The sequence below is a fragment of the Pseudorhodoferax sp. Leaf274 genome, from assembly GCF_001422445.1.
GTDB lineage: Bacteria > Pseudomonadota > Gammaproteobacteria > Burkholderiales > Burkholderiaceae_C > Pseudorhodoferax.
Map to the genome: position 1 here is coordinate 645,552 of NZ_LMNA01000001.1, position 14,134 is coordinate 659,685.

The window sequence follows — 14,134 nt, forward strand, 5'->3', positions numbered from 1 at the left end:
ATCGACTCCCGAAAGGACAGTGCCATGGCGCAAGCGCAAGTGCAGCTGCGGCTGCGGACGGTGGACACCGCCGACCTGGACGCCGCGTACGGCCTCGCGGACGAGCGGCCCGAGGTCGACCTCGAAGCCAGTGCGGGCGAGCCGGGCGGCGGCATCGAGGGCCAGGTGGAGCCCATCACGGCCGTGCTGGTCGGTGCCGGCGTGGTGGCGGCGGCCAAGTTCGTGCTGGACTGGTGGGACAAGCGCCGTGGCGGCCTCGTGATCGACCAGCGCCCGGCGGCCCGGGACCAGCTCTACCGCGACGCGGACGTGCCCTACGGCGTGGTGGTCGTCTTTGCCGCCAAGGGCGGCCAGGTCAAGGTGCAGACGCACGACATGCCCAAGGACGGCATGCAGCAGCTGCTGGAAGCCGTGGTCAGCGGCGCCTACAAGAGCGTGGCCGACCTGGCCAAGCTGGCCAAGGACACGCTGCCCCAGGCTCAGGTCGAGCAGCAGCCGGACATCCGCTCGGCGTGACCTGCGTGTCGGCGGGCAGGCGCTTCAGTCCCGGCGCATTGGGGCCGGCGCTCCAGTGGCCCCTTCAGTCGGCCACGCCGCGCTGGAATTCCTCGCGCGACAGCATGCGGTCGCCGTTCGTGTCCATCTGCTCGAAGCGTTCGGCCACGGCGGGCAGCCGCTGCGCTTCGTCGTGGCTGAGTCGGCCGTCGCCATTGGCGTCGGCGCGGTCGAATGCGGCATTGGCGCGCTGGTAGGCGGCGTCCCGCATGGCGCGCGGAGCCGTTTGCAGCTGGGCCTGCAGCAGGCTGCCTTGCTCGCGCGCCTGGGCCACCGTGCCCGTGCTGCCCATGAGCAGGGCGGCGAACAGGGCCAGGCTGTGTTCTTCGAAGCGGGCGAGGGGGCGGGACTTGCGCATGCGGGAGAAGCGTCGCTGGAGTGGTCGGGCGCCCATTGCAGCAAACACGCGTGCGCCGCGCCAGCACTCTTGCGCCCTGTTGCCGGCCTCACATCCGCCCGCGGGACTTCACATTTGGAAGCGGCACAATGCCCGGCTTTGCACCGAGCCTGGACTGGCACACCGACCACGGTGCCCTCGGGCACATCCAACCACCGAATCCAGGCTGACGAGGACCACCGCATGGGCAAACGCCTCACACAGATCGCCACGCGCACCGGCGACGACGGCACCACCGGGCTGGGCGACAACACGCGCGTCGCCAAGGACAGCCTGCGCATCACCGCCATCGGCGAGGTCGACGAACTCAACTCGCACCTGGGCCTGCTGCTGTGCGAGCCGCTGCCGGCTGCGGTGCGCGAGCTGCTCGTCGATGTGCAGCACCAGCTGTTCAACCTGGGGGGCGAGCTGTCGATCCCCGGCTACGAGCTGCTCAAGCCCGACGCGCTGCTGCAGCTGGACCAGGCCCTGGCCGACCACAACGCGCAGCTGCCGCGCCTGGCCGAGTTCATCCTGCCGGCCGGCACGCGCGCCGCTGCGCAGGCCCACGTCTGCCGCACGGTGGCGCGCCGGGCCGAGCGCGCCGTGGTCGCGCTGGGCCGGGCCGAGGCCGTGCGCGACGCGCCGCGCCATTACCTGAACCGGCTGTCGGATCTGCTGTTCGTGCTGGCGCGCGTGGTCAACCGCATGGACGGCGGCGACGACGTGTACTGGAAGAGCGAGCGCCTGGCGCGCGAAGGCTGAGCCTCACCTCGGCGCGAGGATGGCCATGGTGATGCGCGACACGCAGGTCAGTTCGCCCGCCTCGTTGGCCAGGTCGATCTGCCAGACATGGGTGCTGCGTCCCATGTGCACCGGCCGCGCGGTGCCGATGACCCAGCCGCTGGTGGCGCCGCGCAAGTGGTTGGCGTTGATGTCCAGGCCCACGGCGCGCCAGTCCTGCGGCACGGCGAAGGCCGCACCGCACGAGCCCAGCGTTTCGGCCAGCACCACGCTCACGCCGCCGTGCAGCAGGCCGTAGGGCTGGCGCGTGCGCGCGTCCACCGGCACGCGGCCACGGATGAAATCGTCGCCAACCTCCAGGAACTCGATGCCCAGGTGCTCGACGGCGGTGCCAAGGCTGCCCGTGGTCAGCAGTTCGACGGAGATCGGTTTTTTCCAGATGGACATGGCGTGGCGCAGGCGGTGGACGGCGAGGGCGCCACTATAGGGGCCGCTGCCGGGGCCCCACTGTTCTGCTGGCGACATGGGCCTACGCGCACGCGCGGCGCGCGCGCTTGGCGCGTCCCTGGCCGCCCGCCACACTACCGGCGATGCGCGCCCTGAAAACCACCCTTGCCGCCGTGGCGGCCTTGCTTGTCGTTGGCGCCGCGCTGCTGTGGTGGTGGTTGCCTTCGGACGCCGCGCTGGCGCAGCGCGTGGCCGAGCAGGCCAGTCGCGCGCTGGGTGTGCAGGTGCGCGTCGGCGCGCTCGAGTGGCAGCTGCTGCCGCACGCGCAGGTCACCGTGCACGACGTAGCCACGGCGCAGGAGCAGCCCATCGTGCTGCGCCGCCTGCTGGTGCAGCCCCGGCTGTGGCCGCTGCTGCTCGGGCGGGTGGAGCTGCAGCGCGTGGCGCTCGACGGCGCCACCGTGGTGCAGCAGTCCCTGCGGGCCTTGGGCGGCGGCGGCGCGAAAGCCGGCGCCCCGGCCGTCGAGCTGGCGCGGCTGGAGTTCAGCGACGTGACCTGGGTGTCGTACAGCGGCGTGGCCGTGGCGTATTCGGGCGAGGCCGACATCGACCCCGGCCTGCGGCTGCGCGAGGCCCGGCTGTGGCGCCCGGGCCAGGAGCCGCCGGCCGACCTGCACATCGTGCGCGACACGGCCGACGCGCAGGACGCGACGCAGCGCTTCAGCCTGCAGGCGCGCGTCGGTGGCGGCGCCGCCCAGGGCCAGGCGCGCGTGCTGGTGCAGGACGGGGGGCGGCTGCGGCTGGAGGGCGAGCTCACGCCGCGCGGCGTGGAGGTGCAGGCCGCGCTGGCCGCCTTCCACCGCGACGCGCCCGTGGGCGGCCGCGCCGATGGCGAGACCCGTTTTGCCGCCGAGGGCGACAACCCGCTGGCCTTGGCGCAGACCCTGCGCACCGAGACGCGCTTCACCATGCAGCCCGCCACCGTGCTGCGTTTCGACCTGGACCGCGCCATCGAGACGCTGGGCCGCGAACACGCGGGGCAAACCCGGCTGGACCGGCTGACCGGCGGCGTGGAAACCCAGAACACGCCCGCGCAGGGCATGGTCATTCGCTTCATCGACATCAAGGCCGAGGCAGGGCGCCTGAGCGCCAGCGGCTCGGCCGTGCTGCAGCGGCGCCAGCTGCAAGCCACGGCGGCCATCGACCTGGTCGACGGCGTGGTCGGCGTGCCGATGCGCATCGAAGGGCCGCTGGGCCAGCTCAAGGTCACGGTGTCCAAGGCGCCGCTGGTCGGCGCGGCCGCCGGCACCGCCGTGCTGCCGGGCATCGGCACCGCCATCGGCGCGGCCATCGGGCGCCTGTTCGGCGGCGACGAGGCGCCCCCGCCCAAGGCAGCGCCGGCCCCACGCCACTGATTGCCGCGGGGCGCCGCGCCTATCATGCGCGGCACCCGGAAGACAGGAGACTCCGCCATGGCGCCGACAACGCCGACACCGCTCAAGCCGACCGCGCAGCACACTCCGCACATCGCGCGCTACCTGGACTGGCTCCAGTCCTCGCGCGGCCTGGCCTTTGCCGACTACGACGCGCTGTGGCGCTGGTCCACCTCCGACCTGGAGGGCTTCTGGCGGAGCATCTGGGACTACTTCGCCCTGCAGTCGCCGACGCCGCACCGGACCGTGCTGGCGAACGACGCGATGCCGGGCGCCGCATGGTTCCCCGGCGCGCAGACCAACTACGCGCGCCAGGTGCTGCGCCATGTGGGCGCCGCGCATGCGGCGGGCTGCCCGGCCATCGTCAGCGACAACGAGCGCGGCCAGCGCCGCGAACTGTCCTGGCCCAACCTGCAGCGCCAGGTGGCCGCGCTGGCCCTGCACCTGCGCGCGCAGGGCGTGCAGCGTGGCGACCGCGTGGCCGCCTACCTGCCCAACGTGCCCGAGACCATGGTCGCCTTCCTGGCCGTGGCCAGCATCGGCGCGGTGTGGAGCGTCTGCGCGCCCGACATGGGCCAGGCCGCCGTGCTCGACCGCTTCCGCCAGATCGAACCCGTGGTGCTGATCGCCTGCGACGGCGTGACCTACGGCGGCCGCGACCTGGACCGCACGCAGGCCGTGGCCGAGCTGCACGCGGCCCTGCCCAGCGTGCGCCACCTGCTGGTGCTGGAGAACCTGGGCGGCCTGCCCGGCGTGGCCGGCAGCCACCCGCTGGCGGCGGTGCTGGCGCGCGAGGATGCCGAGACGGCCGCGTTCGAGCCCGACTGGCTGCCGTTCGACCATCCGCTGTGGATCGTCTATTCCAGCGGCACCACCGGCCTGCCCAAGCCCATCGTGCACGGGCACGGCGGCATCGTCGTGGTGGCGCTGGCGCTGTCCACGCTGCACAACGACATCGGCAGCAGCTACCAGGGCCAGAGCGAGCGCTTCCTCTGGTACAGCACCACCGGCTGGATCATGTGGAACTGCCAGGTTGCCGGCCTCCTGGCCGGCACCACCTGCTGCATCTTCGACGGCAGCCCCGGCGGCAGCCGCGAGCAGCCCGACTGGGAGGTGCTGTGGCGCTTTGCGGAAAGCACGGGCGTGACCTTCTTCGGCGCCGGCGCCGCCTACTTCGCCAACTGCATGAAGGCCGGCGTGGACCTGTCGCGCTACCCGGGCCTGGCGCGCCTGCGCGCGCTGGGCACCACCGGTTCGCCGCTGGCCGAAGACGTGCAGCGCTGGGGCACGGCGCAGTTCCAGCGCATCGGCGTGCCCGACATCTGGTGGTGCAACGTCTCCGGCGGCACCGACTTCGCCGGAGGCTTCATCGGCGGCTTGCGCACGCTGCCGCTGGTGCCCGGCAAGATGCAGTGCCGCATGCTGGGCGCGGCCGTCGAGGCCTGGAGCGACGACGGCAGGCCGCTCGTCGGCGAGGTGGGTGAGCTGGTCTGCACGCGGCCCATCCCCTCGATGCCGCTGTACTTCTGGAACGACGCCGGCAACGCGCGCTACCTGGCCAGCTACTTCGACACCTTCCCCAGCGTCTGGCGCCACGGCGACTGGCTGCGCGTGGACGCCGACGGCAGCTGCGTGATCTTCGGCCGCAGCGACGCCACCATCAACCGCCACGGCCTGCGCATGGGCACGAGCGAGATCTACAGCGCCATCGAGTCGCTGCCCGAGGTGCTGGACGCGATGGTGGTCGACCTGGAGTACCTGGGCCGCCCGAGCTGGATGCCGCTGTTCGTGGTGCTGCGCGAAGGCGTGCTGCTGGACGATGCGCTGCGGGGCCGCCTGAACGACGCGGTGCGGCACGCGCTGTCGCCGCGCTTCGTGCCCGACGCCATCTTCCAGGTGCCCGAGATCCCGCGCACGCTGTCGGGCAAGAAGCAGGAGCTGCCGATCAAGAAGCTGCTGCTGGGCCAAAGCGCCGACAAGGTGCTCAACCGCGGCACCATGGCCAACCCGGCCTGCCTGGCCTGGTACGAGCAGTTCGCGCGCGAGCGCGCGGCACAGGGCTGAGACTTGCAGGACCGGTTGTTCCCCGAGGAAGCGCCGCCAGCAGCCGCGCCGCCTCCGCGGCCCGCGGCGCCGCCGGCCGCACCGCCCGTGCCCCCTGTGCCCACCGGGGCGCGCTCACGCCTGCGCCAGGTGGCGCCCGCGTCCTGGCCGGAGGACTTCAGCACGCTGGCCGCGCGCCTGCCCGAGCGGCTGCACCTGGGCACCTCGTCCTGGTCGTTCCCGGGCTGGGACGGGCTGGTCTGGGACGGCCAGTACACCGAATCCATGCTGGCCCGCCGCGGCCTGGCCACCTACGCCCGGCACCCGCTGATGCGCGCGGTCTCGCTCGACCGCGCCTTCTACCAGCCGCTGACCGTGGCGCAGTACGCGGCCTATGCCGAGCAGGTGCCGCCGGACTTCCGCTTCGTGGTCAAGGCGCCTGCGCTGGTGGCCGATGCGCTGGTGCGGCGCGAGGACGGGCAGGGCATGCGCACCAACGATGCCTTCCTCGACCCCGGCCTGGCCTGGTCGGCCTTCGTCGAGCCCGCGCTGCAAGGCCTGGGTGCCAAGGCCGGCGCGCTGGTGTTCCAGCTCAGCCCGCTGGCGCAGCCCATGCTGGCGCGCATGCCGCACTGCATCGCGCGGCTCGGCGCCATGCTGGCCGCGCTGCCGCCTGTGGCGCAGCTGCGGGCGCAGGCGCCGGACCTCGTGATCGCGGTCGAGGTGCGCAACGCCGAATGGCTGGTGCCGGCCTTTGCCGACGCCCTGCGCGCCAGCGGCGCCACCTACTGCCTGGGCGGCCACGCCAAGTTGCCGCCGATCACGGAGCAGCTGCCCGTGCTGCGCGCGCTGTGGCCGGGCCCGCTGGTGTGCCGCTGGAACCTGCACCGCGCCCATGGCGCCTACGGCTACGAGGACGCGAAGGCGCTGTATCTGCCGTTCGACAAGCTGGTCGATCCCGACCCCGAGACGCGCACGGCCCTGGCCCGCGTGGCACGCGCGACGACGGCCGCGGGCCACCACGCCTACCTCACCATCGGCAACAAGGCCGAAGGCTCGGCACCGCTGACGGTGGAGGCGATGGCGCGGCTGCTGGCAGGCTGATCAGCGCTGCCCGTCGTGGACGGACACGTTCTCCTTGAGCAGCCCGCCCAGCCGCGAATGCACGCGCCCGCCCGTGCCCATCACCAGCGCGAACAGGATCTCCTTGGGCCGCGGTGCGTCCTGGATGCCGACCTCGATGCTGTTGAAATGGCTGCGCACGTAGCAGGCATGGATGTAGTGCACCGGCACCATGAGTCGGTAGCCCGCGCCGGCCACGGCCTTGGCGGCCGGCACGATGGCCTTGGGCTCGCCGAGCACCGTGCGCATGGCCCAGCCGCCGGCCTCGTGCCAGACGGCGCCGTGCTCCATCTCGCCGTCCACGCCCACGATGGCGGCCTTGCTGTAGACCTCCACCTGGTCGCGGCCCAGCGTATCGACGAGTTCCTGCGCCAGCAGCGTTCCGAGGCTGCGCAGCTCGGCCATGAAGGGCATCAGGTCGGGCTCGTAGCGGCCGGCGTAGGGGTTGCGGATGACGGCACAGGACGCAGCCATCCGCAGAGGCACGTCCACGGGCGGGCCACCCTCGTGGTAGATGGTCTCGACGGTCAGGCTGCGCTTGCGGATCTCGATCAGGGACATGGGGCTTCCTTGCAAGGGAGGAGGAGGGCGATCATCGCCGAAGCGGCGCGCGGTTGACCAGCCAGATGCCGGCGGCCACCAGTGCCATCGCACCGAGCAGGCTGGGCGTCAGCGGCTCGTGCAGCGCGAGCGCGCCGAACCCCAGCGCGCACAGCGGCGTCAGGAAGATGAAGGCCGACAGCCGCGTGGCCGGGTAACGGCCCAGCAGCCACATCCAGGCCAGGTAGCTGACGAAGGCGCCGACCACGGTCTGCAGCGCGAGCGATCCCACGACGAAGGGCGTGAACTGCACGGCCCAGCGCTCGCCCAGCGCCAGCGACAGCGGCGGGAACAGCAGCGCGCACACACCCAGTTGGTAGAAGAGCAGCTTCTCGGGTGCCAGCCGCGTGAGCCCGGCGGCGCGGATCAGCACCGTGGTCAGCCCCCACAGCAGCGCCGCCAGCAGCGACAGCAGGTCGCCGCGCCAGGTGCCCAGGCCGGCACCGAAGCCCTCGCGCAGCGCGAAGGCCACCGCCACGAAGGCGCAGGCCAGGCCGGCCCATTGCGCCGGCCGCAGCCGCTCGCTGGGCACCCACCAGGGCAGCAGCAGCGCGACCCAGAACGGCGAGGTGTACAAGAACACCGTGGCGCGCGAGGCCGTGGTGTGCACCAGCCCCAGGTACAGACAGACGAACTCGCCGAAGAACAGCAGCCCCGCCGCCAGCCCGGCCGCGAGCGAGCCGTCGCGCCCGAACAGCGCGATGCCGCGCCAGCGGCACCACGCCATCAGCAGCAGCGTGGCCGCGACGAAGCGCAACGCCCCCTGGAGCACCGGCGGCATGTGCGCGATGGTGGCCTTGACCAGCACCTGCTGTGCCCCCCACACCAGGCAGCACGCCAGCAGGATGCCGACGGCCAGGCCGTCCAACTGGTCCTTGCGCAGGGCCTGCATGGCTCAGAGCGGATGCTCGGTGTATAACCGCCCGCCGTGGAACAGCAGCGGCGAGGCGCCGGCGCGGTGCGCGCAGTGCTCGACCTCGCCGACGAAGATCACATGGTCGCCTTCCTCGTAGCGGCTGCGGTTGAAGCACTCGAACACCGCGGCCGCGCCTTCCAGCAGCGGCGCCCCGGCCACGCCCTCGCGCCAGGCCACGCCGCTCCAGCGGTCGGCACCGCGCGCCGCGAAGCGCTCGGCCAGCGCCTTCTGGTCCGAGGCCAGGATGTTGATGGCGTAGTGCGAGCCGGCGCTCAGCGCGGCCATGGACGAGGCCGCCTGCGCCAGGCTCCACAGCACGAGCGGCGGATTGAGCGAGACGGAGTTGAAGGAGTTGGCGGTCAGGCCGACCAGCTGGCCGTCGGCGCGGCGAGCGGTCACGATGGTCACGCCGGTGGCGAACATCGACAGGCCCTGGCGGAATTCGGCGGCGGAGAAACTCGGTGCGCGCGCTTGCGGCGGCACGGCGGGAACAGGCATGGAGCGGGAATCTACCCGAACTGCCGCACCGCCCCGTCCGGCGGCCGAATTGGCGGGCCTTGCGCGAGGGTCAACGGCGGCGCGCGCGTCCTACGGTGGCTCTGCCTGCTCTCCGACAACACCCGCGTGCCAGCGGCAACAAAGTCGGCAACTTGCCCACACTTGCCTATTTGCTGCCCGGTATTGCCTGGCGGCCAGGAGAACAACCCCCATGGCCAACGACAAGTCCCCCGGCTCCTCCAAGCCCCGCGTCAACTACCTGCGCCGCCGTCCCCGGCCGGGCGCGTTGGTGCGCCAGCCCGATCTGGCCCTGCCGCACGAGCGCGACCAGACCGAAGAGGGCATGACCGACGGCAAGGTGACCCCCGAGGGCCGGCAGGCCCATGGCGACCTCGAGCGTGGGGTGCAGGACACCAGCAAGTCGACCGAGATGGATTCGACCTACCGCCGGCAGAAGCACTAGGGCGCATCAGGGGGTAGGGCCAGGGATGCAGTGGGGCGCCAGTCGCTTACGCGCCGCACCGGGGCGCGATTTCTGGTAATTTCCGCCGCTGCTTCGCTTCGCGGCCAAACCGGCGGCGGAGCGCCCGATGGACATGCATCCCGAAAGGCGCAGCTTTGGACACCCTCGCTTCCCCCACCCGTTTCGGCAGCGGCCAGGCCGTGCGCCGTCTTGAAGACGATGCCCTGCTGGCCGGTCGCGGCAAGTTCACCGACGACGTGGCGCCGCAGGCGCCCCACGCACAGCTGCGCGCCGTGTTCGTGCGTTCGCCCTATCCGCATGCCGGCATCTCCGCGGTGGATGCCGAGGCCGCACGCGGCATGGCCGGTGTGGTGGCCGTCTACACCGGTGCCGACCTGGTGGCCGCGGGCGTCAAGCCGCTGCCGCACACGGCCGGCTTCAAGCGGGCCGATGGCAGCCCGGGCGTGAGCCCGGCCATGCATGCGTTGGCGCACGAGCGCGTGCGCTTCGTCGGCGAGCCGGTGGCCCTCGTGGTGGCCGAGACGCTGCAGCAGGCGCGCGACGCGGCCGAGGCCGTGTTCGTGGACTACGCCGAACTGCCCGCCATCACCACGCTGGCACAAGCCCTCTCCGAGGGTGCGCCGGTGCTGACCGAGGCGGCGCCCGACAACATCGCCGCCGAGATGCGCCATGGCAGCATCCAGGCCACGGCCGAGGCCTTCGGCCGCGCACGCCACCATGTCACGCTGGATCTCACGCACCAGCGGCTGGCCGCGTTCACGCTGGAGCCGCGCAGCGTGCTGGCCGGGGTCGACGCCGACGACGGCCGGCTGACCATCCGCATGTCCACCCAGATGCCTTCAGGCGTGCGCAACACCGTGGCCGACGCGCTGGGCATCGGCCGCGACCAGGCCCGTGTGGTGGTGGGCGACGTGGGCGGCGGCTTCGGCATGAAGACCGGCGCCTACCTGGAGGACGTGGCTCTGGCGCATGCTGCGCACCAGCTGCGCCGCAGCGTGAAATGGGTGGCCGACCGCAGCGAGGAGTTCCTCTCCACGTACCACGGCCGCGACGTGCGCACGCGGGCCGAGCTGGCGCTGGACGAGAACGGACGCATCCTCGCGCTGCGCATCGCCTCGCAGGCCAACGTGGGCGCCTACGCCACAGGCACCGGCGTGGCCATCCAGCTGTTGATCGGCCCCTGGGTGCAGACCAGCGTCTACGACATCCAGACCATCGACTTCCACTTCCAGGCCGTGCTGACCAACCAGGCGCCCACCGGTGCCTACCGCGGCGCCGGCCGGCCCGAGGCCATCTTCAACATCGAGCGCCTGATGGACGAGGCCGCGCGCCAGACCGGCATCGACCGCATCGCCCTGCGCCGCGCCAACTTCATCCGTCCCGAGCAGATGCCCTACAAGAACCCGATGGCGCAGACCTACGACACGGGCGCCTTCGAGCAGCAGATGAACCAGGCGCTGGAACTGGCCGACTGGGGCGGCTTCGCTGCGCGCGCCCAGGCATCGGCCGCGAACGGGAAGTGGCGCGGCCAGGGCATCGCGACCTTCCTCGAATGGACCGGCGGCAACGTGTTCGAGGAGCGCGTGACCGTGGAGGTGCAGGCCGACGGCATGATCGAGGTGTTCTCGGCCGTCAACGCCATGGGCCAGGGCATCGCCACCTCGCTCGCGCAACTGGTGGTCGACGCCTTCGGCGTGCCGGCCGAGAAGGTGCGCGTGGTGCTGGGCGACACCGACCGTGGCGACGGCTTCGGCAGCGCGGGCTCGCGCTCCATCTTCACGGGCGGCTCGGCCGTGCGCATCGGCAGCGAGCGCACCATCGACAAGGCGCGCGAACTCGCGGCCAAGGAGCTCGAGGCCGCGGCCGAGGACATCCGCTACGAAGGCGGCGCCTTCACGGTGGCCGGCACCGACCTCTCGATCGGCCTGTTCGAGCTGGCCGCGCGCCAGCCCGATCGGCGCATCTTCATGGACTCCACGAGCAGCGTGGCCGGCCCGACCTGGCCCAACGGCTGCCACATCAGCGAGATCGAGCTGGACCCGCAGACCGGCGCCGTGGAGGTCGTGGCCTATGCCTCGATGAACGACGTGGGCCGCGTGATCAACCCGCTGATCGTCACCGGCCAGCTCGACGGCGGCGCCGTGCAGGGCATCGGCCAGGCGCTGTGCGAAGAGGTGGTCTACGACCGCGAGACCGGCCAGCCCGTGGCCGGCAGCCTGATGGACTACGCCGTGCCGCGCGCCAACATCCTGCAGGCCGACTTCGTCACGCGCATGGACCAGAGCGTGCCCTGCAAGAACAACCCGCTGGGCGTGAAGGGCGTGGGCGAGCTCGGCACCATCGGCGCCACGCCGACCATCGTCAACGCCGTGGCCGATGCGCTGGCGCGCAACGGTCTGGCGGGCAAGACGACGCAGCTGCAGATGCCGGTGACGGCGGCGCGGCTGTGGACCGTGATGCACGGCTGACAAGTGGAAGGGGTGCTGCCTGCGCGCGCAGGCAGCGTTGGCCAGGAATATATGGTTCATATACGTTCCATATAGAATCCGTGCATGGGCATCGTCAAGATTTCAGACCTCATGCACGAGAACCTGCGCGTGGCAGGCAACGCGCTCAGCCGCTCCATCAACGCGCAGGCCGAGCACTGGATGCGCATCGGCATGCTGAGCGAGATGTACCCCGAACTCGACCACCGCGACATCTGCCAGATGCTGGTGCGGGCCGAGCTGGCGGGTGGCTTCGACATCACGGCGGCCGTGGCGCCGCCGCCCAGCGGGAAGCCCCGGGTGGCAGCGAAGGCCAGGCACTGAACCGATGCTGATGCCGCGCACCATCGCCATCAAGTCGCCCGAGGAGATCGCCAAGGTGCGCCAGGCCGGCCGCCTGGCCGCCGAGGTGCTCAGCGTCGTCGCGCCGCATGTGGTGCCGGGCGTGAGCACCGAGGCGCTCGACCGCATCTGCCACGAACACATCGTGCAGGTGCAGCGCGTCACGCCCGCCAACATCGGCTACCAGGGCTATCCCAAGACCGTGCTGACCTCGGTGAACCAGGTCGTGTGCCACGGCATTCCATCGCCCGACAAGATCCTGAAGAAGGGCGACATCGTCAACATCGACGTGGCCATCGTCCACGACGGCTGGTTCGGCGACACCAGCCGCATGTTCTGCGTCGGCAGCCCGAGTGTGCTGGCGCGCCGCCTGGTCGACACCACCTACGAGGCCATGCGCGCTGGCATCCAGCAGGTGCGCCCCGGCGCCACGCTGGGCGACATCGGCCACGCCATCCAGACCGTCGCGCACCGCGCGCATTTCAGCGTGGTGCGTGAGTACTGCGGCCATGGCATCGGGCGCAACTACCACGAGGCGCCCGACGTGTTGCACTACGGCCATCGCGGCGAAGGGCTCCGGCTGGAAGCAGGCATGGTGTTCACGGTCGAGCCCATGCTCAACGCCGGCAGGGCCGGGACGCGGGAACTGGCCGATGGCTGGACCGTGGTGACCCAGGACCGTTCGCTGTCGGCCCAGTGGGAGCACATGGTGGCCGTTACGCCGGACGGCTACGAGGTGCTGACGGTGTGGCCGGATGGCACCGGCGACTACCCGCCGGTCTGAAGATCAGGCCTGCGCCAACGCCTGGCGCATCGCGCCGACCAGCGTGGCCGGCTCCTGCGCGCCCGACACCGCCACCTTGCGGTTGAAGATGAAGAAGGGGACGCCGCTGATGCCCATCTGGCGGGCTTCCTGGTCGGCCTGGTCGATGGCGGCCAGGGCCTGTGGGTCGTCGAGGTAGGCGCGCGCGGCCGTGGTGTCCAGGCCGGCCTCGGCGGCGATGGCGGCCAGCACCTCGGCATCGCCGATGAAGCGGTTCTCGATGAAGTAGGCGCGCAGCAGGCGCTCCTTCACGTCGGTGGCGTCGCCGCCATGGCGCTGCGCGAAATCGATCAGCGCATGCGCCAGGCGCGTGTTGGGCTGGCGGGTGATGCCGTCGATGTTGAGCTCCAGCCCGGCCGTGCGGCCGGCGGCGCGCACGCGCTCGTAGATGGTGGCGGCGCGCTCGGGCCCGCCGAACTTCTCCTCGAGGTAGGCCTTGCGGTCGATGCCTTCGGGCGGCAGCTCGGGGTTGAGCTGGAACGGGTGCCAGGCGATGCGCACGGGCGGCAGGCCGGCCGCCTCGGGGCTGGCCAGCGCGGCCTCCAACCGGCGCTTGCCGATGTAGCACCAGGGGCAGACGACGTCGGAGACGATGTCGATGCTGAGCGATTCCATGTCACTGTCCTTGCCGGCGGTGCCAGCCGATGAATTGGGGGGCGATGCGCGCGACCACGGGACCGTCGAAGTCCCAGGACATGCAGCCGCCCATGAAGAAGGGCGGCGTGGTGCGCTCGGGCTCGGGTTCGCCACGTTGCACGCGCAGGTGGTCGCGGTACGCGCCCAGGGTCTGGAAGGCGGCCGTGGCGGTGCCGAACAGCAGCTCGCGCAGGTGCGTGCATCCGCGCGTGCTGCCGATGGCTTCGTCCAGTGCACGGCGCCAGCCGCGGCCCAGGGTGGCGCCGATCAGCTGGCGCACGGGCGGCTCGGCGCGCGGGCATTCCTCGAACGGCGTGGTCAGCATGGCGGCGTGGATGTCGACGATGGTCATGGCATCGTCGATGGTCACGCGCACCTCCATGTCGTGCACGGCCGCGCCGGCAGGGCGCTCGCGCCCGCGCACGGTCTTGTCGTAGGGCTTGGTGTCGCGCAAATGGCCTTCGATGTCCCACAGCCCGTCCTCGCGGTGGTAGCCGCGGTAGGCGATGTGGCGCTCGTGCGCGTGGGCGCGGGGGGCAGGTGGGGGCAGGGGCATGGCGCGCTCGGTCGGGCAAAGCGAAATTCTAGGAGTCTGGCCAAGACCGCGTGCGCGCCGGCGCCATGCACCG

16 protein-coding genes are annotated in these 14,134 nt (G+C 71.7%); 9 read left to right on the forward strand and 7 right to left on the reverse strand.

Features of this window, described 5'->3' with window-relative positions; all coding sequences use genetic code 11:
• The first annotated feature begins 24 nt into the window (after positions 1-24).
• Positions 25-516 carry a hypothetical protein gene (locus ASF44_RS02945; protein WP_056897650.1) on the forward strand — a complete coding sequence of 164 codons (492 nt, stop codon included), beginning with the start codon at positions 25-27 and terminating at the stop codon, positions 514-516.
• Between the two features lie 64 nt (positions 517-580).
• On the opposite strand, the gene ASF44_RS02950 is transcribed toward ASF44_RS02945, so the two are convergent.
• The gene (locus ASF44_RS02950; RefSeq protein ID WP_056897651.1) at positions 581-913 is read right to left on the reverse strand and encodes an EF-hand domain-containing protein; all 333 of its coding nucleotides are present in this window, start codon (positions 911-913) and stop codon (positions 581-583) included.
• 222 nt (positions 914-1,135) lie between these two features.
• Here ASF44_RS02950 and ASF44_RS02955 point away from each other — a divergent pair, with 222 nt between their 5' ends.
• Positions 1,136-1,696: a cob(I)yrinic acid a,c-diamide adenosyltransferase gene (locus ASF44_RS02955; RefSeq protein WP_056897652.1), complete on the forward strand. Its 561-nt coding sequence runs from the start codon at positions 1,136-1,138 to the stop codon at positions 1,694-1,696.
• A 3-nt stretch (positions 1,697-1,699) separates the two neighbouring features.
• On the opposite strand, the gene ASF44_RS02960 is transcribed toward ASF44_RS02955, so the two are convergent.
• Positions 1,700-2,122: a hotdog fold thioesterase gene (locus ASF44_RS02960; RefSeq protein WP_056897653.1), complete on the reverse strand. Its 423-nt coding sequence runs from the start codon at positions 2,120-2,122 to the stop codon at positions 1,700-1,702.
• A 143-nt stretch (positions 2,123-2,265) separates the two neighbouring features.
• On the opposite strand from ASF44_RS02960, the gene ASF44_RS02965 reads away from it, so the two are divergent.
• The 3 genes from ASF44_RS02965 to ASF44_RS02975 are packed head-to-tail and all read left to right on the forward strand — an operon-like array spanning position 2,266 to position 6,702.
• Complete coding sequence (locus ASF44_RS02965) at positions 2,266-3,537, forward strand: AsmA-like C-terminal region-containing protein (RefSeq protein WP_056897654.1); 1,272 nt, start codon at positions 2,266-2,268, stop codon at positions 3,535-3,537.
• Between the two features lie 57 nt (positions 3,538-3,594).
• On the forward strand, positions 3,595-5,619 hold the full coding sequence (locus tag ASF44_RS02970; RefSeq protein WP_056897655.1) for an acetoacetate--CoA ligase: 2,025 nt from the start codon (positions 3,595-3,597) through the stop codon (positions 5,617-5,619).
• Positions 5,620-5,622: 3 nt separating this feature from the next.
• Positions 5,623-6,702 (forward strand): DUF72 domain-containing protein, encoded by a 1,080-nt coding sequence (locus ASF44_RS02975; RefSeq protein ID WP_056897656.1) that lies wholly within the window; start codon positions 5,623-5,625, stop codon positions 6,700-6,702.
• On the opposite strand, the gene ASF44_RS02980 is transcribed toward ASF44_RS02975, so the two are convergent.
• The 3 genes from ASF44_RS02980 to ASF44_RS02990 are packed head-to-tail and all read right to left on the reverse strand — an operon-like array spanning position 6,703 to position 8,734.
• Positions 6,703-7,281: an amino acid synthesis family protein gene (locus tag ASF44_RS02980; RefSeq protein WP_056897657.1), complete on the reverse strand. Its 579-nt coding sequence runs from the start codon at positions 7,279-7,281 to the stop codon at positions 6,703-6,705. It abuts the gene before it with no gap.
• A 31-nt stretch (positions 7,282-7,312) separates the two neighbouring features.
• Positions 7,313-8,212 (reverse strand): DMT family transporter, encoded by a 900-nt coding sequence (locus ASF44_RS02985; protein ID WP_056897658.1) that lies wholly within the window; start codon positions 8,210-8,212, stop codon positions 7,313-7,315.
• 3 nt (positions 8,213-8,215) lie between these two features.
• Complete coding sequence (locus tag ASF44_RS02990) at positions 8,216-8,734, reverse strand: flavin reductase family protein (protein ID WP_056897659.1); 519 nt, start codon at positions 8,732-8,734, stop codon at positions 8,216-8,218.
• A 211-nt stretch (positions 8,735-8,945) separates the two neighbouring features.
• Between ASF44_RS02990 and ASF44_RS02995 the strand changes: the two genes are divergently transcribed.
• The 4 genes from ASF44_RS02995 (at position 8,946) to map (ending at position 12,830) form a co-directional block, all read left to right on the forward strand.
• Positions 8,946-9,197 carry a hypothetical protein gene (locus tag ASF44_RS02995; RefSeq protein ID WP_056897660.1) on the forward strand — a complete coding sequence of 84 codons (252 nt, stop codon included), beginning with the start codon at positions 8,946-8,948 and terminating at the stop codon, positions 9,195-9,197.
• A gap of 155 nt (positions 9,198-9,352) precedes the next feature.
• Entirely contained in the window at positions 9,353-11,686 is a 2,334-nt protein-coding gene (locus ASF44_RS03000) for a xanthine dehydrogenase family protein molybdopterin-binding subunit (protein WP_056897661.1), read from the forward strand.
• 84 nt (positions 11,687-11,770) lie between these two features.
• Positions 11,771-12,028: a ParD-like family protein gene (locus tag ASF44_RS03005; RefSeq protein WP_056897662.1), complete on the forward strand. Its 258-nt coding sequence runs from the start codon at positions 11,771-11,773 to the stop codon at positions 12,026-12,028.
• A gap of 10 nt (positions 12,029-12,038) precedes the next feature.
• Entirely contained in the window at positions 12,039-12,830 is a 792-nt protein-coding gene (gene map / locus ASF44_RS03010) for a type I methionyl aminopeptidase (protein WP_056898178.1), read from the forward strand.
• A gap of 3 nt (positions 12,831-12,833) precedes the next feature.
• Here map and ASF44_RS03015 read toward each other — a convergent pair whose 3' ends face one another.
• Together ASF44_RS03015 and ASF44_RS03020 are read right to left on the reverse strand one after the other, a co-directional pair.
• The gene (locus ASF44_RS03015; RefSeq protein ID WP_056897663.1) at positions 12,834-13,484 is read right to left on the reverse strand and encodes a DsbA family oxidoreductase; all 651 of its coding nucleotides are present in this window, start codon (positions 13,482-13,484) and stop codon (positions 12,834-12,836) included.
• Between the two features lies 1 nt (position 13,485).
• The gene (locus tag ASF44_RS03020; protein WP_056897664.1) at positions 13,486-14,061 is read right to left on the reverse strand and encodes a DUF2889 domain-containing protein; all 576 of its coding nucleotides are present in this window, start codon (positions 14,059-14,061) and stop codon (positions 13,486-13,488) included.
• Between the last annotated feature and the right edge of the window lie 73 nt (positions 14,062-14,134).

What these genes read in the sequence shown, in the direction of transcription:
- ASF44_RS02950 (WP_056897651.1), bottom strand. Translation starts at nt 913, where the DNA reads ATGCGCAAGTCCCGCCCCCTCGCCCGCTTCGAAGAACACAGCCTGGCC.
- ASF44_RS02945 (WP_056897650.1), top strand. Translation starts at nt 25, where the DNA reads ATGGCGCAAGCGCAAGTGCAGCTGCGGCTGCGGACGGTGGACACCGCC.
- ASF44_RS03015 (WP_056897663.1), bottom strand. Translation starts at nt 13,484, where the DNA reads ATGGAATCGCTCAGCATCGACATCGTCTCCGACGTCGTCTGCCCCTGG.
- ASF44_RS02985 (WP_056897658.1), bottom strand. Translation starts at nt 8,212, where the DNA reads ATGCAGGCCCTGCGCAAGGACCAGTTGGACGGCCTGGCCGTCGGCATC.
- ASF44_RS03005 (WP_056897662.1), top strand. Translation starts at nt 11,771, where the DNA reads ATGGGCATCGTCAAGATTTCAGACCTCATGCACGAGAACCTGCGCGTG.
- ASF44_RS02995 (WP_056897660.1), top strand. Translation starts at nt 8,946, where the DNA reads ATGGCCAACGACAAGTCCCCCGGCTCCTCCAAGCCCCGCGTCAACTAC.
- ASF44_RS02990 (WP_056897659.1), bottom strand. Translation starts at nt 8,734, where the DNA reads ATGCCTGTTCCCGCCGTGCCGCCGCAAGCGCGCGCACCGAGTTTCTCC.
- ASF44_RS02955 (WP_056897652.1), top strand. Translation starts at nt 1,136, where the DNA reads ATGGGCAAACGCCTCACACAGATCGCCACGCGCACCGGCGACGACGGC.
- ASF44_RS02980 (WP_056897657.1), bottom strand. Translation starts at nt 7,281, where the DNA reads ATGTCCCTGATCGAGATCCGCAAGCGCAGCCTGACCGTCGAGACCATC.
- ASF44_RS02965 (WP_056897654.1), top strand. Translation starts at nt 2,266, where the DNA reads ATGCGCGCCCTGAAAACCACCCTTGCCGCCGTGGCGGCCTTGCTTGTC.
- ASF44_RS02960 (WP_056897653.1), bottom strand. Translation starts at nt 2,122, where the DNA reads ATGTCCATCTGGAAAAAACCGATCTCCGTCGAACTGCTGACCACGGGC.
- map (WP_056898178.1), top strand. Translation starts at nt 12,039, where the DNA reads ATGCCGCGCACCATCGCCATCAAGTCGCCCGAGGAGATCGCCAAGGTG.
- ASF44_RS03020 (WP_056897664.1), bottom strand. Translation starts at nt 14,061, where the DNA reads ATGCCCCTGCCCCCACCTGCCCCCCGCGCCCACGCGCACGAGCGCCAC.
- ASF44_RS02970 (WP_056897655.1), top strand. Translation starts at nt 3,595, where the DNA reads ATGGCGCCGACAACGCCGACACCGCTCAAGCCGACCGCGCAGCACACT.